At 74.1% G+C, this 22,983-nt stretch carries 26 protein-coding genes; 15 read left to right on the forward strand and 11 right to left on the reverse strand.

Translation table 11 applies throughout. The annotated features are described in order from the left end of the window. Positions 1-32 precede the first annotated feature (32 nt). Complete coding sequence (locus WDW90_RS05980) at positions 33-1,880, forward strand: glycoside hydrolase family 15 protein (protein ID WP_336486406.1); 1,848 nt, start codon at positions 33-35, stop codon at positions 1,878-1,880. An 82-nt stretch (positions 1,881-1,962) separates the two neighbouring features. Here the strand turns inward: WDW90_RS05980 and WDW90_RS05985 are convergent, their stop codons facing one another. Genes WDW90_RS05985 through WDW90_RS05995 form a run of 3 tightly spaced genes read right to left on the reverse strand, consistent with a single transcriptional unit; the run spans position 1,963 to position 3,898 of the window. Continuing rightward, on the reverse strand, positions 1,963-2,475 hold the full coding sequence (locus WDW90_RS05985) for an RrF2 family transcriptional regulator (RefSeq protein ID WP_336486407.1): 513 nt from the start codon (positions 2,473-2,475) through the stop codon (positions 1,963-1,965). Between the two features lie 56 nt (positions 2,476-2,531). Continuing rightward, a complete protein-coding gene (gene dut / locus WDW90_RS05990; protein WP_336486408.1) occupies positions 2,532-3,014 on the reverse strand; it encodes a dUTP diphosphatase in 483 nt (160 codons plus the stop codon). Then, on the reverse strand, positions 3,011-3,898 hold the full coding sequence (locus tag WDW90_RS05995; protein WP_336486409.1) for an HpcH/HpaI aldolase/citrate lyase family protein: 888 nt from the start codon (positions 3,896-3,898) through the stop codon (positions 3,011-3,013). Before WDW90_RS05995 ends, dut begins: the two co-directional genes overlap by 4 nt. A gap of 118 nt (positions 3,899-4,016) precedes the next feature. Between WDW90_RS05995 and WDW90_RS06000 the strand changes: the two genes are divergently transcribed. The 3 genes from WDW90_RS06000 to WDW90_RS06010 all read left to right on the forward strand — a co-directional run bounded on the left by WDW90_RS06000 (position 4,017) and on the right by WDW90_RS06010 (position 6,134). Continuing rightward, complete coding sequence (locus tag WDW90_RS06000) at positions 4,017-4,763, forward strand: DUF429 domain-containing protein (RefSeq protein WP_336486410.1); 747 nt, start codon at positions 4,017-4,019, stop codon at positions 4,761-4,763. A 119-nt stretch (positions 4,764-4,882) separates the two neighbouring features. After that, positions 4,883-5,392: an NUDIX hydrolase gene (locus WDW90_RS06005; protein WP_336486411.1), complete on the forward strand. Its 510-nt coding sequence runs from the start codon at positions 4,883-4,885 to the stop codon at positions 5,390-5,392. A gap of 76 nt (positions 5,393-5,468) precedes the next feature. Next, on the forward strand, positions 5,469-6,134 hold the full coding sequence (locus WDW90_RS06010) for a carbonic anhydrase (RefSeq protein WP_336486413.1): 666 nt from the start codon (positions 5,469-5,471) through the stop codon (positions 6,132-6,134). A 98-nt stretch (positions 6,135-6,232) separates the two neighbouring features. Here WDW90_RS06010 and WDW90_RS06015 read toward each other — a convergent pair whose 3' ends face one another. After that, a complete protein-coding gene (locus tag WDW90_RS06015; RefSeq protein ID WP_336486414.1) occupies positions 6,233-6,934 on the reverse strand; it encodes a DUF4142 domain-containing protein in 702 nt (233 codons plus the stop codon). Positions 6,935-7,163: 229 nt separating this feature from the next. Here WDW90_RS06015 and WDW90_RS06020 point away from each other — a divergent pair, with 229 nt between their 5' ends. From WDW90_RS06020 to WDW90_RS06030, 3 genes are all read left to right on the forward strand, one after another. Continuing rightward, entirely contained in the window at positions 7,164-8,285 is a 1,122-nt protein-coding gene (locus WDW90_RS06020) for an acyltransferase family protein (protein ID WP_336486415.1), read from the forward strand. 110 nt (positions 8,286-8,395) lie between these two features. Beyond that, entirely contained in the window at positions 8,396-9,259 is an 864-nt protein-coding gene (locus tag WDW90_RS06025; protein ID WP_336486416.1) for a universal stress protein, read from the forward strand. A gap of 96 nt (positions 9,260-9,355) precedes the next feature. Continuing rightward, positions 9,356-10,009: a hypothetical protein gene (locus tag WDW90_RS06030; RefSeq protein ID WP_336486417.1), complete on the forward strand. Its 654-nt coding sequence runs from the start codon at positions 9,356-9,358 to the stop codon at positions 10,007-10,009. Here WDW90_RS06030 and WDW90_RS06035 read toward each other — a convergent pair. After that, positions 9,934-10,137 (reverse strand): divalent metal cation transporter, encoded by a 204-nt coding sequence (locus WDW90_RS06035; RefSeq protein ID WP_336486499.1) that lies wholly within the window; start codon positions 10,135-10,137, stop codon positions 9,934-9,936. The genes WDW90_RS06030 and WDW90_RS06035 overlap by 76 nt on opposite strands. A gap of 186 nt (positions 10,138-10,323) precedes the next feature. On the opposite strand from WDW90_RS06035, the gene WDW90_RS06040 reads away from it, so the two are divergent. Next, positions 10,324-10,743, forward strand: coding sequence for an HIT domain-containing protein (locus WDW90_RS06040; protein ID WP_336486418.1), 420 nt, complete (start codon positions 10,324-10,326; stop codon positions 10,741-10,743). A 4-nt stretch (positions 10,744-10,747) separates the two neighbouring features. Next, the gene (gene nudC / locus WDW90_RS06045; protein WP_336486419.1) at positions 10,748-11,662 is read left to right on the forward strand and encodes an NAD(+) diphosphatase; all 915 of its coding nucleotides are present in this window, start codon (positions 10,748-10,750) and stop codon (positions 11,660-11,662) included. 48 nt (positions 11,663-11,710) lie between these two features. On the opposite strand, the gene modC is transcribed toward nudC, so the two are convergent. The 4 genes from modC to WDW90_RS06065 form a co-directional block, all read right to left on the reverse strand. Then, positions 11,711-12,817, reverse strand: a complete 1,107-nt coding sequence (modC, locus tag WDW90_RS06050) for a molybdenum ABC transporter ATP-binding protein (protein ID WP_336486420.1) — start codon at positions 12,815-12,817, stop codon at positions 11,711-11,713. Next, the gene (gene modB, locus WDW90_RS06055) at positions 12,814-13,503 is read right to left on the reverse strand and encodes a molybdate ABC transporter permease subunit (RefSeq protein WP_336486421.1); all 690 of its coding nucleotides are present in this window, start codon (positions 13,501-13,503) and stop codon (positions 12,814-12,816) included. Before modB ends, modC begins: the two co-directional genes overlap by 4 nt. Positions 13,504-13,509: 6 nt before the next feature. Continuing rightward, positions 13,510-14,322 (reverse strand): molybdate ABC transporter substrate-binding protein, encoded by an 813-nt coding sequence (gene modA / locus WDW90_RS06060; RefSeq protein ID WP_336486422.1) that lies wholly within the window; start codon positions 14,320-14,322, stop codon positions 13,510-13,512. Positions 14,323-14,436: 114 nt separating this feature from the next. Further along, positions 14,437-14,667, reverse strand: a complete 231-nt coding sequence (locus tag WDW90_RS06065; protein WP_336486423.1) for a hypothetical protein — start codon at positions 14,665-14,667, stop codon at positions 14,437-14,439. A gap of 278 nt (positions 14,668-14,945) precedes the next feature. Between WDW90_RS06065 and WDW90_RS06070 the strand changes: the two genes are divergently transcribed. From WDW90_RS06070 to WDW90_RS06090, 5 genes are all read left to right on the forward strand, one after another. Beyond that, entirely contained in the window at positions 14,946-15,863 is a 918-nt protein-coding gene (locus WDW90_RS06070; protein WP_336486424.1) for a 50S ribosomal protein L11 methyltransferase, read from the forward strand. A 79-nt stretch (positions 15,864-15,942) separates the two neighbouring features. Further along, positions 15,943-17,763, forward strand: a complete 1,821-nt coding sequence (locus tag WDW90_RS06075) for an aminopeptidase P family protein (protein ID WP_336486425.1) — start codon at positions 15,943-15,945, stop codon at positions 17,761-17,763. Positions 17,764-17,785: 22 nt separating this feature from the next. Continuing rightward, entirely contained in the window at positions 17,786-18,976 is a 1,191-nt protein-coding gene (locus tag WDW90_RS06080) for an MFS transporter (protein ID WP_336486426.1), read from the forward strand. A gap of 94 nt (positions 18,977-19,070) precedes the next feature. Further along, positions 19,071-21,230: a primosomal protein N' gene (locus tag WDW90_RS06085; RefSeq protein WP_336486427.1), complete on the forward strand. Its 2,160-nt coding sequence runs from the start codon at positions 19,071-19,073 to the stop codon at positions 21,228-21,230. Between the two features lie 52 nt (positions 21,231-21,282). Continuing rightward, positions 21,283-21,645: a SpoIIAA family protein gene (locus tag WDW90_RS06090; protein ID WP_336486428.1), complete on the forward strand. Its 363-nt coding sequence runs from the start codon at positions 21,283-21,285 to the stop codon at positions 21,643-21,645. Positions 21,646-21,689: 44 nt separating this feature from the next. On the opposite strand, the gene WDW90_RS06095 is transcribed toward WDW90_RS06090, so the two are convergent. After that, on the reverse strand, positions 21,690-22,085 hold the full coding sequence (locus WDW90_RS06095) for a hypothetical protein (RefSeq protein WP_336486429.1): 396 nt from the start codon (positions 22,083-22,085) through the stop codon (positions 21,690-21,692). Positions 22,086-22,405: 320 nt separating this feature from the next. Here WDW90_RS06095 and WDW90_RS06100 point away from each other — a divergent pair, with 320 nt between their 5' ends. Further along, complete coding sequence (locus WDW90_RS06100) at positions 22,406-22,645, forward strand: hypothetical protein (protein WP_336486430.1); 240 nt, start codon at positions 22,406-22,408, stop codon at positions 22,643-22,645. A 129-nt stretch (positions 22,646-22,774) separates the two neighbouring features. On the opposite strand, the gene WDW90_RS06105 is transcribed toward WDW90_RS06100, so the two are convergent. Beyond that, complete coding sequence (locus WDW90_RS06105) at positions 22,775-22,981, reverse strand: Trm112 family protein (protein WP_336486431.1); 207 nt, start codon at positions 22,979-22,981, stop codon at positions 22,775-22,777. Positions 22,982-22,983: the final 2 nt, after the last annotated feature.

Genomic DNA, 22,983 nt, shown 5'->3' on the forward strand with positions numbered 1-22,983 from the left:
CTCGCCGGGAACCCCTGCCCGAGCGAGTGTCCGTGTCCAGGCCCATCAGCGACTACGCCATCGTCGGCGACACCCACGCGAACGCGCTGATCGCGCGCGACGGCTCGGTCGACTGGCTGTGCTGGCCGCGCCACGACTCGCCCGCCCTGTTCCTGAGCCTCCTCGACGACGAGAAGGGGGGCTCCTGCCGGATCGAGCTCGACGGGTGTTCCGGCACGACGCGCCGCTACCGGCCGGGCACCAACGTGCTGGAGACGACCTTCACGACCGCCGGCGGCCGCGCGCGGCTGACCGATCTGATGCCCGTCAAGCCGCCGGACGCCGAGCCGGACGAGGGGCCGGACGGCGAGGGCGAGAGCCGGCTGATCCGGCTCGTCGCCTGCGAGCAGGGGCGCGTGTCCGGCCGCTTCCGGATCCGCCCGACCTTCGACTACGCGCGCCGCCGCTGCGCGCCGCGGCTCGAGGCCGGAACGGTGCTGTTCGAGGCCGGCGACCAGCGCCTGCGGGTCACCGCCTCGCATCCCCTCGCGGTCGAGGGCGAGGCCGCGTCCTGCGCGTTCACCCTCGCGGCGGGCGAGACCGCCTACCTGATCCTCACCCACGGCGAGGACGGGCGGGCCGCCGAGATCGAGGGCGCGGCGGGCGTCCGCGCCTGCCTCGACCGGACGGTGGATTACTGGGAGCGCTGGAGTGCCCGCTGCACCTATGACGGGCCCTACCGCGAGGCGGTGCTGCGCTCGGCGCTCTGCCTCAAGCTCCTCACTTACGCGCCGACCGGCGCGATCGTGGCCGCCGCCACCGCCGGCCTGCCCGAGGCGGTGCCGGGCAACCGCAACTACGATTACCGGTTCACCTGGATGCGCGACGCGAGCTTCACGGTCACGGCCTTCGTGATGCTCGGCTACGTGCGCGAGGCCTCCGAATTCCTGCGCTTCCTGCGCGAGGCCGACGGCAGCTTCGGCCGCGACACCCGGCTGCTCTACGGGATCACGGGCGAGACGCCCCCCGAGGAGGCGCTGCCGCACCTCTCCGGGTGGCGCGGGGTCGGCCCCGTCCTGATCGGCAACGCCGCCGTCGATCAGGACCAGCACGACATCTACGGCGAGCTGATGCGGGCGCTCTGCGGCTTCCTGGAAGCGGTCGGCTACGACCCGCCCGAGAAGGTCAACGACCGCCTGCCGGAGGTGCTCGACAACCTCACCGCCCGGGCGCTCGCCTGCCGGGACGCGCCGGACCACGGCATCTGGGAGCTACGCACGGAGCGCCGCCACCTGACCCACACCAAGGCGATGATCTGGGTGGCCCTGGACAATGCCGCCCGCATCGGCCGCAACATCGCGGGCGTTCCGCCGGCGCGCATCGCCGCATGGGAGCGGGCGGCCGCCGAGATCCGGGAGGAATACCTGACGCGGGCCTGGAACCCCGAGAAGCAGGCCTTCGCGGGCATCTACGACACCGACATCCTCGACGCGGCGGTCCTGCGCGTGGTGCTGTTCGGCGCGATCGACGCGCGCGATCCGCGCATCGAGGCGACGCTCGCGGCGATCGAGCGCGAGCTCGGTGCGGGCGACCTGATCTACCGCTACCGTGCGCCTGACGGGCTGGACGGCCGCGAGGCCACCTTCACGCCCTGCGCCTTCTGGCGCGTCGGCTGCCTCGCGCTCGCCGGCCGCACCGCGGAGGCGACCGCGGTCTTCGAGCGGCTGATCGCGCGCGGCAACGACCTCGGGCTGTTCGCCGAGGAGATCGACGCCGAGACCGGCGAGCAGCGCGGCAACACTCCGCAGGGCTTCACCCACATGGCGCTGATCAACGCGGCGATCCGCCTGCAGGCCTGCATCGCGGAGTTCGGGATGGAGGGTGGGCCGGCGGCGCGGTGATGCCGGAGACGGCGTCCGCTCGATCTCTTCGGTTCGGCGTTGACCGCCTTGCCCGCACCGAAGGGATCACGCGAATTCGGGATCAGATGTCGAAATGCGGCGCGGGCGGGTCTGGGCGGACGGTCTGCAGGGTCTCGGCCCTCCGGCAGAGGTCCTCGACGCTGACGGCGTCGAGCGCGGCGAGGAACGCCGCGCGGGCGGCCAGGATCGTCGGCTCGACGAGGGAGGCCATCAGCGCGGACGGCGCTCCCTCGGCAGCATTCTCCTCCGGGCCGCTCCCGCCCGCTCCCTCGCCCGCTCCCTCGCCCCCTGCGGCGCGCGCGATGTCGCCGATGCTGATGCGGCGGCGCTCGCGGGCGAGCTCGTAGCCGCCCCGCGGCCCGCGCACGCCCTTGAGCAGCCCGTGGCGCACCAGCGCCTGCAGCACCGTCTCGAGATGGCGCGGCGGCAGGCCATGCCTGGCCGCCAGCATGCGGGCGTTCACGGGCTGGGGCCGGGCATGGAGGGCGATGTCGACCACGGCCGCGGCGGCGAGCCGCAGCCGGGCGGTGGGGACGGGATGGGCCGGCGGGGCGGGCGGCGGTTCGGAGCGCATGGGGCGGGATGCTACGCCGTTCGGGCGCGGATTGCGCGGTCCCGAGCCGGTGCCGCTCACCGGCGTCCGCTCGATCCGAAGCCGCCCTCGCCGCGCGCGGAACCCGGGCCCGACGCCTCGTCCCGCGTGATCCGGAGGCGCGGGCGCGCCACCCGGGTGAAGACGAGCTGCGCGATGCGGTCGCCGGGCGCGACGGCGATCGCCGGGCCGCCCGGGTTCCGGTTCCAGGCCGAGATCAGGAGCGGGCCCTCGTAATCGGCGTCGATGACGCCGGTCCCGTTGCCGAGCACCAGCCCCTCCCGGTGGCCGAGCCCGGAGCGCGGCAGGACGAGGCCGCACCAGTCCGGGTCGCGGATCAGCACCGCGAATCCCGCCGGGATCAGGGCCGGGGGGCCTTGAGGCTCCAGGGCCAGCGGCGCGTCGAGGCAGGCATGCAGGTCGAGGCCGGCGGCCGCCGCCGAGCCCCAGCGCGGGAAGCCCCAGCCCGTCAGGCGCTCGTCGAGGAGGCGGACCGAGACGTCGAGGCTCATCCCGCTCATGCCTGCCGAGTGGCGATCGCGTCGACCATCGCCAAGACCCGGCGCGCTTCCTCGGCGTGCAGTCGCTCGACCATGCGGTCCCGGAAGGGGATCGCGCCGCGGCCCTGGTTCTCGGGCAGCGCGAAGGCCGCAAGGATCGCTCGCGCCTCCTCGGTCTCGGCCTCGCTCGGGCCGAACACCGCGTTGGCGGCCGCGATCTGGCTCGGATGGATCAGCATCTTGCCGTCGAAGCCGCAATCGCGGCCCTGCTCGCACTCGGCCCGGAAGCCCGCCTCGTCCCGGAAGGCGTTGTAGATCCCGTCGATGATGTCGATCTCGTAGGCGCGCGCGGCCGCGACCGCGCTCATCAGCCAGGGCAGCAGGGCCGGCCGGCCCGGAACGCCGAGGCGCACGCGGCTCGCCTTGGCGAGGTCGTTCGGCCCGAGGACGAGACAGGAGAGCCGCGTATCGACGTCCCGCGCCCCGCTCGCGATGGCGCCGATCTCCAGGATCGCCAGCGGACTCTCGATCATCGCCCAGACGCGGGTGCGCGCCGGCGCGCCGAGCCCGCGCAGGCGCGAGCCCACCGCCACGAGCGCGTCCGGCCCGTTCACCTTCGGCACCAGGATGGCGTCGGGCGCGGCGTGCGCGATCGCCGCGAGGTCGTCCTCGCCCCATCGCGTGTCGAGCGCGTTGATCCGTACCACGACCTCGCGCCGGCCGAAGGCGCCGCCCCGGACCGCGGCGGCGACCGCGGCGCGCGCCGCCTCCTTGGCCTCTGGCGCGACGGCGTCCTCGATGTCGATCATCACGACGTCGGCGGGCAGTTCCCGCGCCTTCTCCAGGGCGCGGGGATTGGAGCCCGGCATGGAGAGGACGCTGCGACGGGGACGAATCTCGGTCATGGCTGTCGGACCCCCCTGCTCGTGCCCGGATATCCCGCCGGCGCAATGGCCGATACCGTCCCGGCCGAACCGATTCAAGGACAGGTCGAGGATCGGGACGCGACGGATCGGGGACGGCATGGCGCGCTGGATCGCAGGGCTCGACGGCTGCCGCGGCGCCTGGGCGGGCGTCCTCCTCGACCTCGACGATCCCGGGCGCCACCGCGCCGGCCTGTTCGCCAGCGTCGCCGAACTCCTCGACGGGCCGGAGGCGCCCGAGAGCGCCGGCATCGACGTGCCGATCGGCCTGCCGGACCGGGTGATCGGGGGCGGGCGCGCCGCCGACCGGGCCGCCCGCGCCTGTCTCGGCCCGTCCGGCCGCGCCAGCGTCTTCCCGGTGCCGCCCCGCGCGGCGGTCTACGCGGACGGCTACGAGGAGGCGAAGGCGCTCTCGCGGGCCGCGAGCGAGCCGCCCTTCGCGCCCTCGATCCAGTGCTGGAACATCCTGGCCTACGTGCGCGAGGTGGATCGGCTCCTGCGCGCCCGGCCGGAGCTGCGCGCGCGCCTGCACGAGGTCCATCCCGAGATCGCCTTCCGGCGCCTCAACGGCGACCGCCCTCTGCGCGCCCGCAAGAAGGGGCCGACCCGGGCGGAGGGCCTCGCCGAGCGGCGCGCCCTGCTCGTGGCGGCTGGCCTGCCGGAGACGCTCGCGACCTCGCCGCCGCCCCGCGGCGTCGGCGCGGACGACCATCACGACGCGATGGCGGCCCTCGTCGTCGCCCGCGACATCCGGCTCGGGCGGGCCGTGCCGCTGCCCGATCCGCCGGAGCGCGACGCGCACGGCCTGCCGGTCGTGATCTGGGCGCCCGCCGCGCGCCCGTGCTAGATCATGCTGCGTTTCGACCGAATCGGTCAAAACGCAGAAAACATGATCGATTCAATGAGTTAGAGCATGCTGCGAAAAACCGTTGCCACCTTTTCGCAGCATGCTCTAGGGCTTCGCGCATGAGCGACCTTCCGATCCGCCACATCGCCCGCGCCCTGGTCTTCGACCCGGCCGACCGCCTCCTCCTCATCGCCTACGAGGCGGTGCGGCCGATCGATCCGCGGGAGCCCGATCAGCGCTGCTTCTGGTTCATGCCGGGCGGCGGGCTCGAGCCCGGCGAGAGCCATGTCGCGGCCTGCCGGCGCGAGCTCGAGGAGGAGATCGGCGTGGCCGGGGCCGAGATCGGCCCGGAGGTCGCGACCTGCGAAGGCCCGTTCCACCTGTTCCGCAAGGCCCGCGACGCCCGCGAGCGCTACTTCGTCGTGCGGCTGCCCGACGACCGCATCGACACGCGCCGCCTCGCCGAGACCGAGGACAACCCGGTGCTCGGCACCCGCTGGTGGAGCCTGGAGGAGCTGGAGGCGAGCCGCGAGCGGATCGAGCCGGCCGGTCTCGCGGGCCTCGCGCGGCGCATCCTCGCCGGGGATATCCCGGCCCGGCCGGTCACGTTGTCGTGGCGGAACGCTTGAGTCGGCAACGACATCGGGACATGGGAATTACATCGCCTCCCATCCGATACGCACGCGACCCCCGGAGATTGCCCCGATGTTCCCCGACAAGCTGACGGACGGCTACCGCTCCTTTCTCGACAACCGCTTCCCGAGCGAGAGCCGGCGCTACGCGCAGCTCGCCAAGAGCCAGGACCCCGACGTCCTCGTGATCGGATGCTGCGACAGCCGCGTCTCGCCGGAGGTCATCTTCGACGTCGGCCCGGGCGAGCTCTTCGTGATCCGCAACGTCGCCAACATCGTGCCGCCCTGCGAGACCGGCGGCGAGTATCACGGCACCTCGGCGGCCATCGAGTTCGCCGTGCAGGCGCTCGAGGTCAAGCACATCGTGGTGCTGGGCCACGCCACCTGCGGCGGCATCAAGGCCTATGCCAACAAGGCGAAGCCGCTCTCGGCCGGCAATTTCATCGGCAAGTGGGTCTCGCTGGTGAAGCCCGCGGAGGAGAAGGCGGGCGATTCCTCGGCGCCCGACTACCTCACCCGCATGGAGCACGCGATGGTGAGCCAGAGCATCGAGAACCTGATGACCTTCCCGTTCGTGCGCGAGCGGGTGGAGGCCGGCAGGCTCGAGCTCCACGGCGCCCATTTCGGCGTGGCCTCGGGCGAATTGCGCGTGCGCAATCCCGAGACGGGCGACTTTGCGCCGATCACCGATGCCGGGGGGCAGCCGCTGCGCCCCGCCGCGACGATCGCCTGCAGCTGAGGAGCCGCGCACACGGAAACGGCGGGTGTGACCCCGCCGTGTCGCCGGGGCGCCGCCGCGGACGTCGGTCCCCGGCGCGCCCCGATCATGTCGGCCGCTCAGCGGGCGCCGGGCAGGCGCTGGGCCATGGCGTAGTGCTCCTGGAGCACCGGCAGGGCCTGCTGGGCGTAGTTGCGCAGGGCCGGATTCGGGCCCGACGCGGCGTAGGCCTGCGTCATGGTGATGGTCATCTGGTGCGCCATCAGCTGCTGGCGGCCGTAGAGGCGGTCGAAGCGCGGGCCGGGCGGAGTCTGGGAGAGCTCGGCGAGCATCGCCTGCTGCTCCGGCCCCGGCTGCACGAGGGTGGTGCCGGCCGTGGCGTCGACATCGCCGACCGCCGCGCCGCTGCCGACCGCCGCTCCGCGGGCCGCGCCCGCACCCGCGCCCTCGAGGCCGCCGACCGGGCCGCCCGCGAGCGTGCCGCCAACCGCGCCCGCCGCCGCGCCCGTAGCCGCGCCGACGGCGCCGCCCGCCACAGCGAGGGGGGCCCCGATCACGCCGCCGACCGGGCCGCCCGCCACATAGCCGGGCTCGCCGCCCGCGAGCGCCACATTGGCGGCGCGATGATCGCGGATCGCGTGCTGGGCGAAGTTCCGGACGGCCGGGTTGCGCGACTTCGCGAGCGCGATCTGGCTCGACTGGATCTCGAACGCATTCGCCTGCATGGCTTGCAGGCGGAAATCGCCGGGGACGCCCTGCGCCATTGCAGGCGTCGCGATGGCGGCCATCACGGCGGACATGGCAACGTACTTCTTCAACATATCGAACCTCAATGTCTGGTTATCGACGCACGAATCCGGCCCAGACGATTGATGATCGGTCGGAGCCGCGGCGAGCACTTCAGGCCGTCAACGATGACCGTCAGGCTTTGTTCCTAACAAGATTGGGGCTAATTTCCTTGATCCGCGGCGCTATAGGCTCAAGCTTTGCTCCGGATGTCGCGGCCGCGATGCCCGATCTCCGGCGACTTGGCCGCACGGGACCCGCCGCGTGAAGCTCGTCCTCGTCCAGATCCTGCGCGCCGTCGCGGCATGGCTCGTGGCGATGCATCACGGACAGCACGAGGCGGCCACGATCGCGGCCCGCACCGGCCAAGCCTTCGTGCCGAGCGCATTCCTGCCCTGGCCGGCCGGCGTCGACGTGTTCTTCGTGATCTCGGGCTTCATCATCGTCTACGCGGCGGGCCCGCTCTACGGCCGGCCGGGCGCGCGGGCGCGGTTCCTCGCCCACCGGATCGCCCGGGTGGTGCCGCTCTACTGGCTCGTCACGCTCCTGTATCTCGGCCTCGCGCTCGCTCTGCCGGGACTGCTCGGAACGGACGGGGCCGCGCTCCTCGAGCCCGGCTACGTCGCCGCCTCCTTCCTGTTCTGGCCGGCGCTGCGGCCGGACGGGACGCCCCAGCCCCTCTACACGCTCGGCTGGACGCTCAACTGCGAGATGTTCTTCTACGTCCTCTTCGCCCTCGGCCTCGGCGCCTCCCGGCGCGGGGCGGTGGCCTGGGTCCTCGCGGCGCTCGCGGCCCTCGTCCTCGCGCATGCCCTCGTGCCCGGCCTGCCGCTGCCGCTCGCCTTCTGGACGAACCCCATCATCCTCGAATTCGCCCTCGGGGCGGCCCTCGGCCTCGCCCGCGCGGAAGGGCTGATCCTGCCCGGTCCGGCGCGCCTCGGGCTCGGGCTCGCGGGGCTGGCGCTGCTCGCCGCGGCGGGCCGAGTGCTCCCGCCCGAGCAGGCCTTCGGCGCGGATGGCGGCTTCCTGCGGCCGCTCGTCCTCGGCGTGCCGGCCGCGCTCCTGGTGGCGGCGGCCGCCCTCGGCCGGCCGAGGGCGGAGCCCGAACATCCCCTGCTGCGCTGGGCCGGCGCCCTCGGCGACGCGTCCTACGCCCTCTACCTCGTCCATCCCTTCGTGCTGCGCGCCGCCCGAGAGGCACTCCTGCGCTCAGGCGTCGCGCCGCTCCTCGGCCCCTGGGGCTGCCTCGCCCTGATGGTGGGGCTGAGCCTGCCGGCGGCCGTGATCGTCTACCGCCTCGTCGAGCGTCCGCTCACCGCCCGCGCCCGCGCGCTCCTCGAACCGGCACCCGCGACCCGGCCGGGACGGTTGCGAAAAACCGTGTGAGCGCGCGGTCCTCGCGAGTTTCCCGCCGGCGCAAACGGCACTAGCCTCGTGTGCCGCGATGCGGGATGCGGCCGGTTCCGGGGCCGCGTTGGGGTTTGGAGGATACGGCGATGAAGACCCTGCTGGTTCCGGTCGCGCTCCACGACGCGCTCCCCTCCGTGTTCGAGACCGCGATGCTCACGGCGCGCCGCTTCGGCAGCCTGATCGAGGGCGTGTCGCTGCGCCCGGCGCTCGCCGAGTACGTGCCCGTCGACATGGTGGGCGGCATGACCTGGCTGCGCGACGAGGAGGCCGACCGCGTCGAGGCCGAGGAGGCCGGCACTCGCTTCATCGCCGCGATGGAGGGTGCGGGCATCCCGCGCCACCCCCGCGACGGGCTCTGCACGCCCGCCAACGTGGCGGGCGCGGGCCCCCGCTACCGCTGGCGCCAGGATGTGCCGGCCGGCGACGCCTTCCTCGGCCAGTATGCCCGGCTGTTCTCCGCCACGGTGGTCGGACGGCCGGGCTCGAACGACGGCTCGCCCCGGATGACCACCTTCGAGACCGCGCTGTTCGAGGGGGGACGCCCGATCCTGCTCGCGCCGCCGACCCCGCCGACGAGCCTCGGGGAGGCCGTGCTGATCGCCTGGAACGGCTCCACCGAGACGGCGCGGGCCGTGGCCTTCGCCATGCCCTTCCTGCGCGATGCGAAGCGCATCCTCGTCCTCAGCGTCGAGGGCGGCACGGTGCCGGGCCCGAGCGCGGAGGACCTCGCCCGGGCGCTCGCCTGCGAGGGCGTCGACGCCGCCCACAAGGCGCTGCCGGCCGGCCGCCGGACGCCCGGCGAGACGTTTCTCGCGGAGGCCAAGGAGTTCGGCTGCGACCTCCTGATCAAGGGCGCCTACACGCAGAGCCGCCTGCGCCAGATGATCTTCGGCGGCCCGACGAGCCACCTTCTCTCGCATGCCGACCTGCCGGTTCTGATGGCGCATTGAGGCATTGCGCCCAGGCTCCGCGGGGCTTGGGAACCCGGGCGGCCGAGCTTCGTTCCCGCAGGCCCGGCCAGCGCCGGCATCCGCGGAGACGGCAGCGTGACGCTCGGCCCCACACACGACACCTCGGTCCGGCGGGCGCCCCGCACGGCCGCCGCCCTGGCGCTCGTCGCGGGTCTCGTCGCGGGTCTTGCGCCCGGCACCCGCACGGCGCGGGCGGAGGCGACCCCGCCGCGCTATGCCGGCACGATCGTGACGCGGGACGACGACCGCCTGACCCTGCGCTCCCGGGAGGGCACCCCGGTCACGCTGCGGCTGGCCCGGACGACGAACCTCCTCACCGCCACGGAGGGCCAAGTGCGCGACATCAAGCCCGAGAGCTACATCAGCGTCGTCGCGGCGCCGCAGGGGAACGGCCTGAAGGCCGAGGCCGTCTCGGTCTACTCGCCCTCGCAGCGCGGCCTCCTCGCCGGCCACCGGCCCTGGGACCTCGGTGCGGGCAGGACGCTGACCGGCGGCTGGGTGCGCGATCTCGAGGGCGGCGACCCGCGCAAGCTGGTGCTCGGCTTCGAGGGCGGCGAGCGGACCCTGACGGTCCCGGCGGACACGCGCACCACCCAGGTCACCACCGGCGAGAAGGCGCTGCTCGCCGAGGGCGCCGAGGTCGTGGCGCAGGCTCACCGGGCGCCGGACGGAACGCTCGAGGCCGACATCGTGGTGGTCGGCCGCGGCGGTGTCGTGCCGACGCTGTAGGCCGCCCCCGTCGTCATCACTGGCACGGCGAGGAAGCCGACGCCGACGACGCCGAGCGCGAACAGGATGCTGGCCCCGGCCCCCGCCAGCGGCTCCAGCGCGGTGGCCGCCTGGGCGGCGCTCTCGATCTCGGTCCGGCCGGCCGGGGCGGGGGCGCGGTTGAGGGCTGTCGCTCAGGGACTCGGGCGGGGCTGGTCCATGCGGTCTCGCGGCGATGCGGGTGGTGGGGCAACCGGCTGGAGCGCCTGCTGTTCGGCGCGCTCGCCCTCCTGCCCCCTCGCGCCGTGGCCGCGCCTGCCCTAGATGCTGCCGCGATGTCCGCCGAATCCTTCGCCCTCGATCCGCGGCTCGCCGCCGACACCGCACCGGTGGGCGACCTCGCCCTCTGCTCCGTGCTGCTGATGGACGATGCCCGCTTCCCCTGGCTCATCCTGGTGCCGCGGCGCGCGGGCGCGAGCGAGATCACCGACCTGGCGCCCGCGGATTCCGACGCCCTCTGGAGCGAGGTCCGCCTCGCGGCCGGCGTGATGCGGGCGCTGGCGCAACCCGACAAGGTCAACGTCGCGGCGCTTGGCAACGTGGTGGCGCAGCTCCACGTGCACGTGGTCGGGCGCTTCCGCTCGGATCCGGCCTGGCCCGGGCCCGTCTGGGGCCAAGGCGAGCGCCGTCCCTACCCGCCGCATGCCCGCGCCCAGCTCGTCGAGCGCGCCGGCCAGCTCTTCGCGGCGGCCTGAGGCGATGGCGCGCGATCCCCTCGACGGGCTCGGCTACGCGACGAGCCGCCTCCTGCGCCACTCGGCCGAGCGGGACGAGGCCGCCGTTCCGACCCTCGCTGCGGACGGGGCGCGGCTCGTGCTCCTGGCGGGCGACCGGGTGGTCCTGCGCCGGCCGGGCACCGCGATCCTCGACGCGGCGGACGGGGAGCGGGCCCCGGCCCGCGCCTTCACGCTCTTCCTCGGCCGGCTCGATGCGCGCCCGGTCTTTGCCGCCGCCATCGACCCGGAGGCGGCCGACGCCTTCGGCTCGGATCCGGACTTCCACGTCCTCGACCTGCGCACGATCGCCGCCGAGGGGGCTGTCGCGGCCCACGAGCTCGGCCTCCTCGCCACCGCGAAGTCGCTGCTCGCCTGGCATGCCCGCCACGGCTTCTGCGCCAATTGCGGCTCGGCCACGCTGATCCGGGCCGGGGGCTTCCGGCGCGAATGCCCCACCTGCGGAGCGCACCACTTCCCGCGCACCGATCCCGTCGTGATCATGCTGATCCGGCGGGGCGATGCCTGCCTGCTCGGGCGGGCGCCGCGCTTCCGGGAAGGGATGTATTCCTGCCTCGCGGGTTTCCTCGAACCCGGCGAGACGATCGAGGACGCGGTGCGCCGCGAGAGCCTCGAGGAGACGGGCATCCGCGTCGGCGCCGTCGCCTACCGCGCCTCGCAGCCCTGGCCCTTCCCCGCCTCGCTGATGATCGGCTGCGTCGCGCAAGCGGAGAGCGAGGCCATCACGATCGATCCGGCCGAGCTCGCCGATGCCCGCTGGTTCCCCCGCGCCGAGGTGGCCGCCATGATCGCGGGCACGCATCCGGAGGGGTGCAGCGTGCCGCCGCGCATGGCGATCGCGCACCTGCTGATGCGGGCCTTCGTGGAGGAGGCGGCGTGATCACGCGCCGTCGCGCATCCGCGCGGCGCACCGAGAACGGCGAGCCGCTCAGATCTCCACGGTGCCGCGTCCGGTCCCGACGCCGGCCGGGTCGAAGGCCACGCTCTTGATGATCGCGTAGACCGGCAGGCCCGGCGCGAGGCCGAGGGCCCGGGCCGAGGCGCCGGTGAGGAGGGCCGCGAGCACCGCGCCGTTGCAGTCGATCTCGACCATCACGGAGGTGCCGCGCGCCTCGAGCGCGGCGACGCGACCGGGCAGAACGTTGCGGGCGCTGAGGCCCATCGGCGCCTGGGTCGCCACCAGAACGTCCCGGGCGGGCACCCGCACCCGCACGTGCGTGCCCGCCGGCCGGTCGATCCGCGGCACGAGGAGGCGGCCGGCCTGTCCCGCGAGACGGCTGAGGCCTGCCGCCTCGTCCTGCCCCGCGATGTCCATGTCGAGGATGGCGCCCGCCTCCGCCTCGTGGGCGGGCAGGAGCTCGGCCCGGCGCAGGATCGCCTCGGCCGGGCCGATGGCCGCGACGCGCCCCTCCTCCAGCACCACCACGGTGCTGGCGAGCCGCGCCACCTCGGCCACCGCGTGGCTGACATAGACGATCGGCACCCCGGCCTCGTCGCGCAGCCGCTCGATATAGGGGAGGATCTCGGCCTTGCGCGCCTCGTCGAGGGCGGCGAGCGGCTCGTCCATCAGCAGGAGCCGGGGCTTGGCGAGAAGCGCACGGCCGATCGCGACGCGCTGGCGCTCGCCTCCCGAGAGGCCGGCCGGGCGCCGCTGCAGCAGGTGCCCGATGCCGAGCATCTCCACCACCGCCTCGAAGGGCAGCGCGGGCCCGGGCCGGCCTCTCGCGAAGAAGCGGCCGTAGCCGAGATTGCCCCGGACGCTGAGATGGGGCAGCAGCCGCGCCTCCTGGAACACGGTCGCGACGCGGCGGCGATGCGCCGGCACGTCGATGCCCCTGTCCGTGTCGAGCAGGGTCTCGCCCGTCACCACGATGCGGCCCCTGTCCGGCCGGCCGAGCCCGGCCATCAGGGTGATGACGCTGGTCTTGCCCGAGCCTGAGCGGCCGAACAGGGCGGTGAGCCCCGGACCTGCCGCGAAGGCGATGTCCAGCCGGAACGCGCCCATGCGCCGCGCCAGCGCGACCGCGACGCTCACGCTGCGAGCCGGCGGCCGGCCCGGCGCGCGAGCCATTCGGAGGCGAGGAGCGCGCCCATGGACAGCACCACCGAGATCAGGGTGAGGCGCAGGGCCCCCGCCTCGCCGCCCGGCACCTGCGTGAGCGTGTAGATCGCTGACGGGAGCGTCTGGGTCTCACCCGGGATGTTCGACACGAAGGTGATGGTGGCGCCGAACTCGCCCATCGCCTTGGCGAAGGCGAGCACCGCCCCGGCCAGGATCCCGGGCAGGCTGAGCGGCAGCGTCACCGTCAGGAAGACCGCGAGCGGCGGCGCGCCGAGCGTCGCGGCGGCCTGCTCGAGGCGCGCATCGACCGCCTCGATCGACAGGCGCATCGCCCGCACCATCAGGGGAAACCCCATCACCGCGCAGGCGAGCGCCGCCCCGGTCCAGCGGAAGGCGAACACGATGCCGATCTCGGCAAGCCACGCGCCGAGGAACCCCTTGCGGCCGAGGGCGAGGAGCAGGAGGTAGCCCGTCACCACGGGCGGCAGGATGAGCGGCAGGTGCACGAGACCGTCGACGAGGGCGCGGCCGGGAAAGTCGCGGCGGGCGAGGAGCCACGCCACCGCGATCCCCGGAACCAGGCTCGCCAGCATGGCGACGCTCGCCACCCGCAGGCTCAGGGCGACGGCCGTCCACTCGTCGGGGCTGAGACCGGGCAAGGGGCGCTAGAACTTCTCGCCCGCCTGGCCGAGCACGGTGAAGCCCTGGCGCTCGAAAGCGGGGCGCGCCGCCGGGCTCTTCAGGTAGCTCAGGAAGGCCGCCGCGTCGGGATTGCGCGAGTCCTTGGTGAGCGCGACGGGGTAGAGGATCGGCGGGTGGCTGTCGGGCGGGAAGGTCGCGACCACGCGCACGCCCGGGTCCGAGGCCGCATCCGTCGCGTAGACGATGCCGAGCGGCGCCTCGCCGCGCGAGACGAGGAGGAGGGCGGCCCGCACGTTCTCGGCCTGGGCCAGCCGGTCCTTCACCCCGTCCCAGGCGCCGAGCGCCTCGAGCGCGGCCCTGCCGTACTTGCCCGCCGGCACGGCCTCGACGTTGCCAACCGCGAGGCGCCCGCCGCCGAGCGCCTTGGCGAGATCGACGCCGGGCTTCAGCGCGAGGCTGACGGCGGAATCGCGGGGCGCCACCACCACGAGGCCGTTGCGCAGGAGGTTGCTGCGGGTGCCAGGCCGGATCGAGCCCGCCGTCTCGGCATAATCCATCCAGGCAAGGTCGGCGGAGGCGAAGATGTCGGCCGGCGCCCCGGCCTCGATCTGCTTGGCGAGGGCGTTCGAGGCCGCGTAGGAGATCTTGGCGGACTTGCCCGTCTCCCGGTTCCAGGCCGCGGCCGCGTCGTCGAGGGCGTTCTTGAGGCTCGCCGCGGCGAACACCACGACGGGCCCCTCGGCCCGGGCGGGCCCGGCCGTGAGCCCGGCCGTGAGTCCGGCACCGAGGATGAGCGCGAGCGCGCCCGCGAGCCAGTACCGTCGCGTCGATGCCATGGGATGATCCTCGCGCCGCCGCCGGGCCGTGAAGGCCGGCTGGAACGCGCGTGATCATAGGGGGGCGGACCGGGCGAACAAGCGTCCGTTTCCCGTCGGTCGACCGGAATCCTGTCACATCCGCCGGAGCGGCGGAGCCGTGCCCAGGCGTCCGGCCTCATCCTCGTCCGGGCGCGCCGTCTCGGCCCGGTGGAGCCGGCTCAGCAGCACCAGGAGCCGGCCCGGCAGCGGCGCCTCGAGCGCGCCCGCGCCGAGCACGTCCTCGCGTCCGCGCGCGGGGCGGCGGGCCTTGGGCTTCCCGGTCAGGACGATCGGCCCGTTGCGGCCGGAGCGGCGGGTTTTCATCGCGGGGACGCAACTTCGAGATGCAGAATGGCCGGACGGCCCGGCGCGGACGCTCGCGCTGCAGGGTCGGGACGCGCGATCCCACCCGCGACGGTCGACGCCGCCGCGTGTGAGAGGCCAGCGAGAACGCGGCATCCCGCTCGCAGTTCCGGTCGAGCTTGCGCCCGAGGAATGAACATTCTGACGCATCCGCGGGCGGAAATTCCCGCGCGCCTGGAACGTGCTGGGCCGCCTTGCCCGTGCTGGCGGCGCGCCGCCGCGGGTGCTAGAGCGCCGCCATGATCGAAGGCCTGCCGCCCCATCGCCCGACCCACGTGCTTCGCCTTCTCACGGACGAGCGCTCGGCCCGCGCCACGACCGATCTGCTGGGCGAGATGTTCGACCCCACCGAGACCGCGGTGGCGGCCTTCGAGGCCGAGGACGGGGTGACGTGGCGGCTCGAGGCCTATTTCGCGGACGCGCCCGACGAGGACATGGTCCGCGACCTGATCCGGCCCGTCGTGGGCGACCAGGCGGACGAGGCGGTCTTCGAGACGATCGACCAGCAGGACTGGGTCCGGGCCTCGCTCGAGGGGCTGAAGCCGGTGCGGGCCGGGCGCTTCCTCGTCCACGGCGCGCACGACCGCGAGCATGTGCGGGCGCACGATCTCGCCATCGAGATCGAGGCTGCGCTCGCCTTCGGCACCGGCCACCACGGCACCACGCTCGGCTGCCTGCGGGCGCTCGCGGACGTGCTGAAGCGGGGCCGCCCGGCCCGCGTCCTCGATGTCGGCACCGGCACCGGCATCCTGGCCTTCGCGGCGGCGCGCGCGCTGCGCACCCCCGTGATCGCCGGCGACCTCGACCCGGAGGCAATCCTCACCGCGCGCGCCAATGCACGCCTGAACGGGCTGGGGCCGAGCCTGCGGCTCTACCAGGGGCCCGGCGTCGAGCATCCGCTGGCGCGCCGCGCCCGCTATTTCGACCTCGTCTTCGCCAACATCCTGGCCCGGCCGCTCAGGCGCCTCGCGCCCTCGCTGACGCGCGTCGTCGCAGACGGCGGCACGCTCGTGCTCTCGGGCCTGATCGAGCGCGACGTCCCCGGCATCCTCTCGACCTACGCCCATCAGGGCTTCCATCTCGCGGGTAGGGGCGTGATCGAGGGCTGGGCGACGCTGGTCCTGCGCCGGGGCGGCGCGGCGGCGCGGCCGCGCTGAGCCTGCCGCGACTGGCCTGAACGCCAGTCCCTCCGCGCCGCGGTTGCCGGCGCCCGGCGGGCGACGTAACCCTTGCGCCATGACCGAGCGCCGCCGCTTCCAGACCTTCGACGACCCGAGCCACCGCAAGGGTCCCGAGCGCGCCGCCGCGCTCCGCGCCGGCCTGCGGGAGATGCGCCTCGACGGGTTCGTGGTACCGCGCGCCGACGAGCACCAGTCCGAGTACGTGCCCGCCAATGCCGAGCGGCTCGCCTGGCTCACCGGTTTCACCGGCTCGGCCGGCACCGCGATCGTGCTCGCCGACTCCGCCGCCCTGTTCGTCGACGGGCGCTACACCCTCCAGGCCCCCGACCAGGTCGAGACCGGCGTCTTCACGGTGGTGCCGCTCGCCGAGAAGACCCCCGAGGCCTGGCTCGCCGAGGCGCTGAAGCCCGACGCCGTGCTCGGCTACGACCCCTGGCTGCACACGCCGGACGGCCTCGCCCGGCTGGAGCGGGCCGCCGCCAAGGCCGGCGCCGCGCTGCGGGCCGTGCCCGAGAACCCCATCGACGCCGCCTGGGCCGGGCGGCCTCGCCCGCCAGCCGGCGCGGTCGTGCCGCATCCGCCGGAACTCGCCGGCGAGACCGCCGAGGCGAAGCTCGCGCGCATCCGCGCCGCGCTCGCCGAGGCCTGCTGCGACGCCCTCGTGATCTCCGATCCCCACAACCTCGCCTGGGCCTTCAACCTGCGGGGCGCGGATGTCGGGCACACGCCGCTGGCGCTCGGCTACGCCATCGTGCCCCGCGAGGGCCGCCCGGGGGTGTTCCTCGTCTCCCCCGAGATCACGGCCGAGGCCCGCGCGGCTCTCGCCCCGCTCGCCGACCTCGCGCCGCGGGCCGGCTTCGCTGAGGCCCTCGGGGCGCTCGCCCGGGGCCGCGTCCGGCTCGACGCCGCGACCGCCGCCGCCGCTCTCAAGGATCTGATCGAGGCGGCCGGCGGCCTCGCCGATGTCGGGCCGGATCCCGTCACCGCCATGAAGGCCGTGAAGAACGCGGCCGAGATCGCCGGTACCCGCGCCGCCCATCACCGGGACGGGCTCGCGGTGACGCGCTTCCTCGCCTGGCTCGACCGCGAGGCGGCAAGCGGGGACCTCGGCGAGATCGCGGCCGTCGAGGCGCTGGAGGATTTCCGGGCCGCGGGCGGGCTCCTGCGGGACGTCTCCTTCCCGACGATCTCGGGCTCTGGCCCGAACGGCGCCATCGTGCATTACCGGGTGACCCGGGCGACCGACCGGACCGTGCGGACGGGCGAGCTCTTCCTCATCGATTCCGGCGCGCAATACGCCGACGGCACCACCGACATCACCCGGACGGTGGCGGTCGGCGAGCCGAGCCCGGAGATGCGCGACCGCTTCACCCGCGTGCTCAAGGGCCATCTCGCGATCGGGCGGGCGGTCTTCCCGGAGGGCACCACGGGCGCGCAGATCGACGCCTTGGCCCGCACGGCGCTGTGGCAGGCGGGGCTCGATTTCGACCACGGCACCGGCCATGGGGTCGGCGCCTTCCTGTCGGTGCACGAGGGCCCGCAGCGCATCGCCAAGACCGGCACGGTGGCGCTCAAGCCCGGCATGATCCTGTCGAACGAGCCGGGCTATTACCGGGCCGGCGTCTACGGCATCCGCATCGAGAACCTGATCCTGGTCGAGCCCCGCGCGGTCGCGGGGGGCGAGCGGAGCATGCTCGGCTTCGAGACCCTGACGCTGGCTCCCTACGACCGCCGCCTGATCGAGACCGCGCTCCTCGACGCGGACGAGATCGCCTGCATCGACGCCTACCACGCCCGCGTCCGCGAGGCGCTCGGGCCGGATCTCGGCGACGGGACGCGGGCCTGGCTCGAACGGGCGACGGCGCCCCTCGCCTGAAGGCGGTCCCGGCACGATCGGCATGGCGCGCGCGGAAAGCAGGGGGGAGGCGGCATCGGGGAGCGGGCTCGCCCGCTTCCTCCTGCTCTACGCCGCCCTCTACGGGGCCTATGGCTGCCTCTCGCCCTTCCTGCCGAACTGGCTCGCCGCGCGCGGGCTCTCGAGCGGGGAGATCGGCGCCGTGCTCGCCGGCGCCACGCTGACGCGGCTCGTGGCGGGCCCGCTCGCCGGCCGCGCCGCCGACCGCCGGGCCGCCGCCCGCCCCATCCTCGCGACCGCATCGGTGCTGGCGGGGCTCGCCGCGCTCCTGCATCTTTCCGGCCACGGCTTCCCGGCGCTCCTCGCGATCGGCCTCGCCTACGCGGTCGCGACCGCGCCGCTGGCCCCGCTCGCCGACGCGCTGGCGCTCGCGGGCGCGCGGGGCGGGGCGGCCTTCCAGTACGGCTGGGTGCGCGGCGCGGGCTCGGCCGCCTTCATCGCCGCCACGAGCCTCGTCGGCTGGCTGATCGAGGCGCGCGGGCTCTCGGCCGCGATCGTCGCGGGCGGCGTCCTGTTCCTCGGGACCGGCCTCGCCGCCGCCTCCGCGCCGGCCCGGGCCGAGCCGGAGGCGGAGCGGATCCGTGCGCGAGCCGAGGGACTCTGGCGCGGCTTCGCGGACCTCGCGCGACGGCCGGCCTTCCGCCGCACCGTGCTGGCCGCCGCCCTCGTCATCGGGGCGCACGCGATGCACGACGCCTTCGCGATGATCCTGTGGCGCTCGGCCGGGATCGGGGCCGGCGCGGCGGGCCTCCTGTGGTCGGAGGCGGTCGCCGCGGAAGTGTTCGTGTTCCTCCTCGCGGGACCCTGGCTGCTCGCCCGCATCGGCTGCGCCGGCGGGCTGATGCTGGCGGCCGCCGCCGGCGCCCTGCGCTGGGGCGTGATGGCCGAGACGAGCGCGGTCCCCTGGCTCGCCGGCACCCAGATCCTGCACGGGCTGACCTTCGCGCTCCTGCACCTCGCCTGCCTCGGCCTGATCGAACGGGAGGTGCCGGAACGGCTGCGCGCCACGGCGCTGACGCTCTACGGCACGGTCGGGCTCGGGCTCGCGGGCGCGGCCGTGACGCTCGCCTCCGGCTACCTCTACGAGGCCTTCGGGGCGCACGCCTTCCGGGCCATGGCGGGCTTGAGCCTGCTCGCCCTGCCGCTGGCGCTGGGCTTGCGGGGGCAACCATGAGCACTGAATCGTCATTTCGACGAACGTGGAGAGTACATATATAGAACAAATCACTGACAGGATGCAGAATGCAGTTCGCGATGCCCCCGAGCCGATGCCCGTCACCGCCGAGATCCTGATCCCGCTCGCCCTCGACACCGCCTACAGCTACGCCGTCCCCCCCGGGATGGCGCTCGGCGAGGGCGACGTCGTGCAGGTGCCGCTCGGACCCCGCGAGACGATCGGCGTCGTCTGGGCCCTCGCCGAGAGCCCGTCCGGCTCGAACCTGCGGCCCGTCACGGGACGGATCGGGGTGGCGCCCCTGTCCGAGCCCCTGCGGCGCCTCGTCGACTGGCTCGCCCGCTACACGCTGGCGCCCAAGGGCTCGGCGCTCGCCATGGCCCTGCGCCTGCCCGACGAGGCCGCCGCCCGCGAGACGGTCCGGGTCGGCGTGCGCGCCACCGACAAGCCGCCGGCCCGCGCCACCGCGGCCCGCACCAGGGTCCTGCAGGTCGCGGCCGACGGCGCGCTCCGGGGCAAGACGGCGCTGGCCAAGGAGGCGGGCGTCTCGCTCAGCGTCGTCGACGGCCTGATCGACGACGGCGCCCTCGAGGCGGTGGCCCTCGAGCCCGAGCCCGTGGCGCTCCCGCCCGATCCCGACCATCCGCGCGTGCCCCTGTCGGAGGCGCAGGCCGCGGCCGCCGCCGCGCTCCGGCCGCACGAGGGCGATACCGGCGCGACGCTCCTCGAAGGCGTGACGGGCTCGGGCAAGACGGAGGTCTATTTCGAGGCCGTGGCCGAATGCGTGCGGGCCGGGCGCCAGGCGCTGATCCTGATGCCCGAGATCGCGCTGACCGCCCAGTTCCTCGACCGCTTCGCGGCCCGTTTCGGGGTGCGCCCGGCCGCCTGGCACTCGGGCATCGGCGGCCGGCGCCGCGAGCGCATCCGCGCGGGGGTGGCTTCGGGCGAGATCGCGGTGGTGGTCGGCGCCCGCTCCGCCCTGTTCCTGCCTTTCGCGAGACTCGGCCTCATCGTCGTCGATGAGGAGCACGAATCCGCCTACAAGCAGGAGGACGGCGTCCACTACCACGCCCGCGACATGGCGGTGGTGCGGGGCAGGCTCGAGGGCTGCCCCGTGGTGCTCGCCTCCGCGACCCCATCGATCGAGACGCGCGTCAACGCGAGCCGCGGCCGCTACCGCCACGTCCGGCTGCCCGAGCGCTTCGGCGGGCGCCGCCTGCCCGACATCCGGGCGATCGACATGCGGCTCGACAAGCCCGAGCGCGGCCGATTCCTGGCGCCCCCGATGGTCGAGGCCGTCAAGCACAACCTCGCGGCCGGCGAGCAGACGCTCCTGTTCCTCAACCGGCGGGGCTATGCGCCGCTCACCCTCTGCCGTGCCTGCGGCCACCGCTACCAGTGCCGCAACTGCTCGACCTGGCTCGTGGAGCACCGCTTCCGCCGGGCGCTTGTCTGCCACCAGTGCGGCTATGCCGAGAGGAAGCCCGAGGCCTGCGTCGAATGCGGCGCCTTCGACCACCTCACCCCCTGCGGTCCCGGCGTCGAGCGGATCGCGGAGGAGGTGTCCGAGCTGTTTCCGCAGCAGCGCGTCGTGGTGCTGTCAAGCGACTTTCCCGGCGGCGCCGAGCGCCTGCGCGCCGAGCTGCAGACCGTGGCGGAGGGCCGGTGCGACATCGTCATCGGCACGCAGCTCGTCGCCAAGGGCCACAACTTCCCGCACCTGACGCTGGTGGGCGTGCTCGACGCCGATATCGGCCTGACCACGGGCGACCCGCGGGCGGCCGAGCGCACCTTCCAGCTTCTGCAGCAGGTCACGGGCCGGGCCGGGCGCGGCGAGCGGCCGGGCCGCGCCCTCGTCCAGACCTACCAGCCGGACCACCCCGTCATCGCCGCCCTCCTGTCGGGCGACGCCGAGCGCTTCTACGAGGAGGAGATCGCCGCGCGCGAGGCCGCGGGCCTGCCCCCCTACGGACGGCTCGCCGCGCTGATCGTCTCGGCCAGCGAGCGCGAGGCGGCCGAGGCCCACGGGCAGGCGCTGGCGCGCGTCGCCGACCCGCCGCCCGGCGTGATGGTGCTCGGGCCCGCCGAGGCGCCGCTGGCGCTGATCCGGGGCCGCTGGCGCTTCCGCCTGCTCGTCAAGACCGAGCGCGCCATCGACCTGCAGGCCTATCTGCGCGACTGGCTCGCCCGCGGCCCGAAGGTCCGCGGCAACGTGAAGGTGGCGATCGACGTCGACCCGCAGAGCTTTTTGTAGGAACCTGCGGCCCCGTGCCGCCGTCATCGGACGGTCCAGGAGGAGTGCCGACGTGCTGAGCTACGAGAAGAAGCCGGATTCCGACATCGCCGAGATCGTGGTCGACGGGAAGATCACGGACGAGGAGATGAACGCCGCGATGAGTGCCATGAAGGCCGATCTCGACCGGGGCGGCAAGATGAAGCTCCTGGAAGACATCCGGGCCTTCCAGGGCATGGAGCCGGCGGCCTTCTTCAAGGATCCGCGCTTCGGCCTGTCGATGATGAAGGGCGTCAGCCACATCGCCCTGGTGACGGACGCGCCCTGGCTCAAGATGCTGGCCGAGACCTTCAGCTTCGTGTCGCCGACCCAGATCAAGGTGTTCGAGCGCGCCCGTATCGACGAGGCGCGCCGCTGGCTCTCGGCGGCAGCCTGAGAGAGCGGGCCTGCGACTCCCCGGGAGCCGCAGGTCCCTGCCCGTCACTCGGCCTGCGCAACCTGCGAGCCGTGCCGGCGGGCCGTCCAGCGGCCGGAGCAGAGGGCCGAGACCTTCCAGGTGCCGCCGCCGGAGCGGGCCTGGAGCCGGCCCGAGACCGCGCCGCTCGCCGTGCCGTTCGAGACGCTCAGCCCGACGGTGCCGTCCGGGCCGACGCGCCCGCTCATCCGGGTCGCGCCGTCGGCGCCCGAGACGAGGCGCACCTGCCCCTCCCGCACCGCGACCGCGTAGCTGTAACGGCTGTCGCAGACGCCGCTCTCGGTGACGAGTTCCACCGACCAAGTGCCGTTGAAGTTGCCGCCTTCGGCCGCGCCCGCGGAGGAGAGGGCCGGCGCGACAAGAGCGGCCGCGAGCGCGAGAACCGTGACAACCTTCGACATGTGATCCCCTTCAGCCAATACCGCGGCACGGCCGGCACGCGCGGCGTGCAGCCTCGATCGAGTTCGGGCCACAAGGCCCTCGGCGGTGTGAATGGAACCCGAATATTGGCCGGAAGCGGCGAGAATATGACGCGACGTGCGCAACGGCACGCGCAGCTTTGATCAAGTTTGAGCTTGGCTGTTCTGGCTGCATCGACATCCGAGAGCCGCATGGCAGCCGACTTTATCCTCGGCGCCCCCGTGGACGGTCCCGAGATCCTGGAACTGCTACGCTCCCGAGCCGTTTCTCGCCCGAGCTTTTGGCACAACAGGAGATCGCGATGCGCCTCATCCTCATCGTCGCCACGCTGAGCCTCGCCAGTCTCGGCGCCGCCTCGGCGCAGACCACCATCATCGAGCGCGAGGCGCCGCCGCGCGCCGTCGTGATCGAGCGGGATCCGGTCGTGGTCGAGCGCCGTGTCGTCCCGGTCGAGCGCGAGGGCGGCTGCGAGACCCGGACCGTCACCCGCACGGAGGACGACGGCTCCTCGACGACGGTGCGGCGGGAGCGCTGCGACTGACGCGCGCCCGAGCGGCGCCCGCACGGGGGGAATGGAGGCCTGCCGCGCTCCCGAGAGGCGGTCTTGCCCGCCATTCGGGGGCCCATCGCGTCGGCGCGGCGGGCCGGCCGGACGAGCGGAGCGCCCCCCTCAATCCACGAGCGGCCGCGCCTCTTCCGGCAGCATGATCGGGATGCCGTCGCGGATCGGGTAGGCGAGCTTGGCCGAGCGGCTGATCAGCTCCTGGCGGGCGGCGTCGTACTCGAGCGTGCCCTTGGTCAGCGGGCAGACCAGGAGCTCGAGGAGCTTCGGGTCGACCCGGGTCGCCTCGACGGTGGAATCGAATTCGTCGGCCATCG

The organism is Methylobacterium nigriterrae (assembly GCF_037106235.1).
GTDB lineage: Bacteria > Pseudomonadota > Alphaproteobacteria > Rhizobiales > Beijerinckiaceae > Methylobacterium > Methylobacterium nigriterrae.

Coding starts and splice junctions, on each gene's coding strand:
- WDW90_RS06065 (WP_336486423.1), bottom strand. CDS start 14,667: ATGAAAACCCGCCGCTCCGGCCGCAACGGGCCGATCGTCCTGACCGGG.
- WDW90_RS06040 (WP_336486418.1), top strand. CDS start 10,324: ATGTCCGCCGAATCCTTCGCCCTCGATCCGCGGCTCGCCGCCGACACC.
- WDW90_RS06105 (WP_336486431.1), bottom strand. CDS start 22,981: ATGGCCGACGAATTCGATTCCACCGTCGAGGCGACCCGGGTCGACCCG.
- WDW90_RS06095 (WP_336486429.1), bottom strand. CDS start 22,085: ATGTCGAAGGTTGTCACGGTTCTCGCGCTCGCGGCCGCTCTTGTCGCG.
- WDW90_RS06085 (WP_336486427.1), top strand. CDS start 19,071: ATGCCCGTCACCGCCGAGATCCTGATCCCGCTCGCCCTCGACACCGCC.
- WDW90_RS05985 (WP_336486407.1), bottom strand. CDS start 2,475: ATGCGCTCCGAACCGCCGCCCGCCCCGCCGGCCCATCCCGTCCCCACC.
- WDW90_RS06025 (WP_336486416.1), top strand. CDS start 8,396: ATGAAGACCCTGCTGGTTCCGGTCGCGCTCCACGACGCGCTCCCCTCC.
- WDW90_RS06100 (WP_336486430.1), top strand. CDS start 22,406: ATGCGCCTCATCCTCATCGTCGCCACGCTGAGCCTCGCCAGTCTCGGC.
- WDW90_RS06005 (WP_336486411.1), top strand. CDS start 4,883: ATGAGCGACCTTCCGATCCGCCACATCGCCCGCGCCCTGGTCTTCGAC.
- WDW90_RS05995 (WP_336486409.1), bottom strand. CDS start 3,898: ATGACCGAGATTCGTCCCCGTCGCAGCGTCCTCTCCATGCCGGGCTCC.
- WDW90_RS06000 (WP_336486410.1), top strand. CDS start 4,017: ATGGCGCGCTGGATCGCAGGGCTCGACGGCTGCCGCGGCGCCTGGGCG.
- WDW90_RS06070 (WP_336486424.1), top strand. CDS start 14,946: ATGATCGAAGGCCTGCCGCCCCATCGCCCGACCCACGTGCTTCGCCTT.
- WDW90_RS06080 (WP_336486426.1), top strand. CDS start 17,786: ATGGCGCGCGCGGAAAGCAGGGGGGAGGCGGCATCGGGGAGCGGGCTC.
- WDW90_RS06015 (WP_336486414.1), bottom strand. CDS start 6,934: ATGTTGAAGAAGTACGTTGCCATGTCCGCCGTGATGGCCGCCATCGCG.
- modA (WP_336486422.1), bottom strand. CDS start 14,322: ATGGCATCGACGCGACGGTACTGGCTCGCGGGCGCGCTCGCGCTCATC.
- dut (WP_336486408.1), bottom strand. CDS start 3,014: ATGAGCGGGATGAGCCTCGACGTCTCGGTCCGCCTCCTCGACGAGCGC.
- WDW90_RS06010 (WP_336486413.1), top strand. CDS start 5,469: ATGTTCCCCGACAAGCTGACGGACGGCTACCGCTCCTTTCTCGACAAC.
- WDW90_RS06075 (WP_336486425.1), top strand. CDS start 15,943: ATGACCGAGCGCCGCCGCTTCCAGACCTTCGACGACCCGAGCCACCGC.
- nudC (WP_336486419.1), top strand. CDS start 10,748: ATGGCGCGCGATCCCCTCGACGGGCTCGGCTACGCGACGAGCCGCCTC.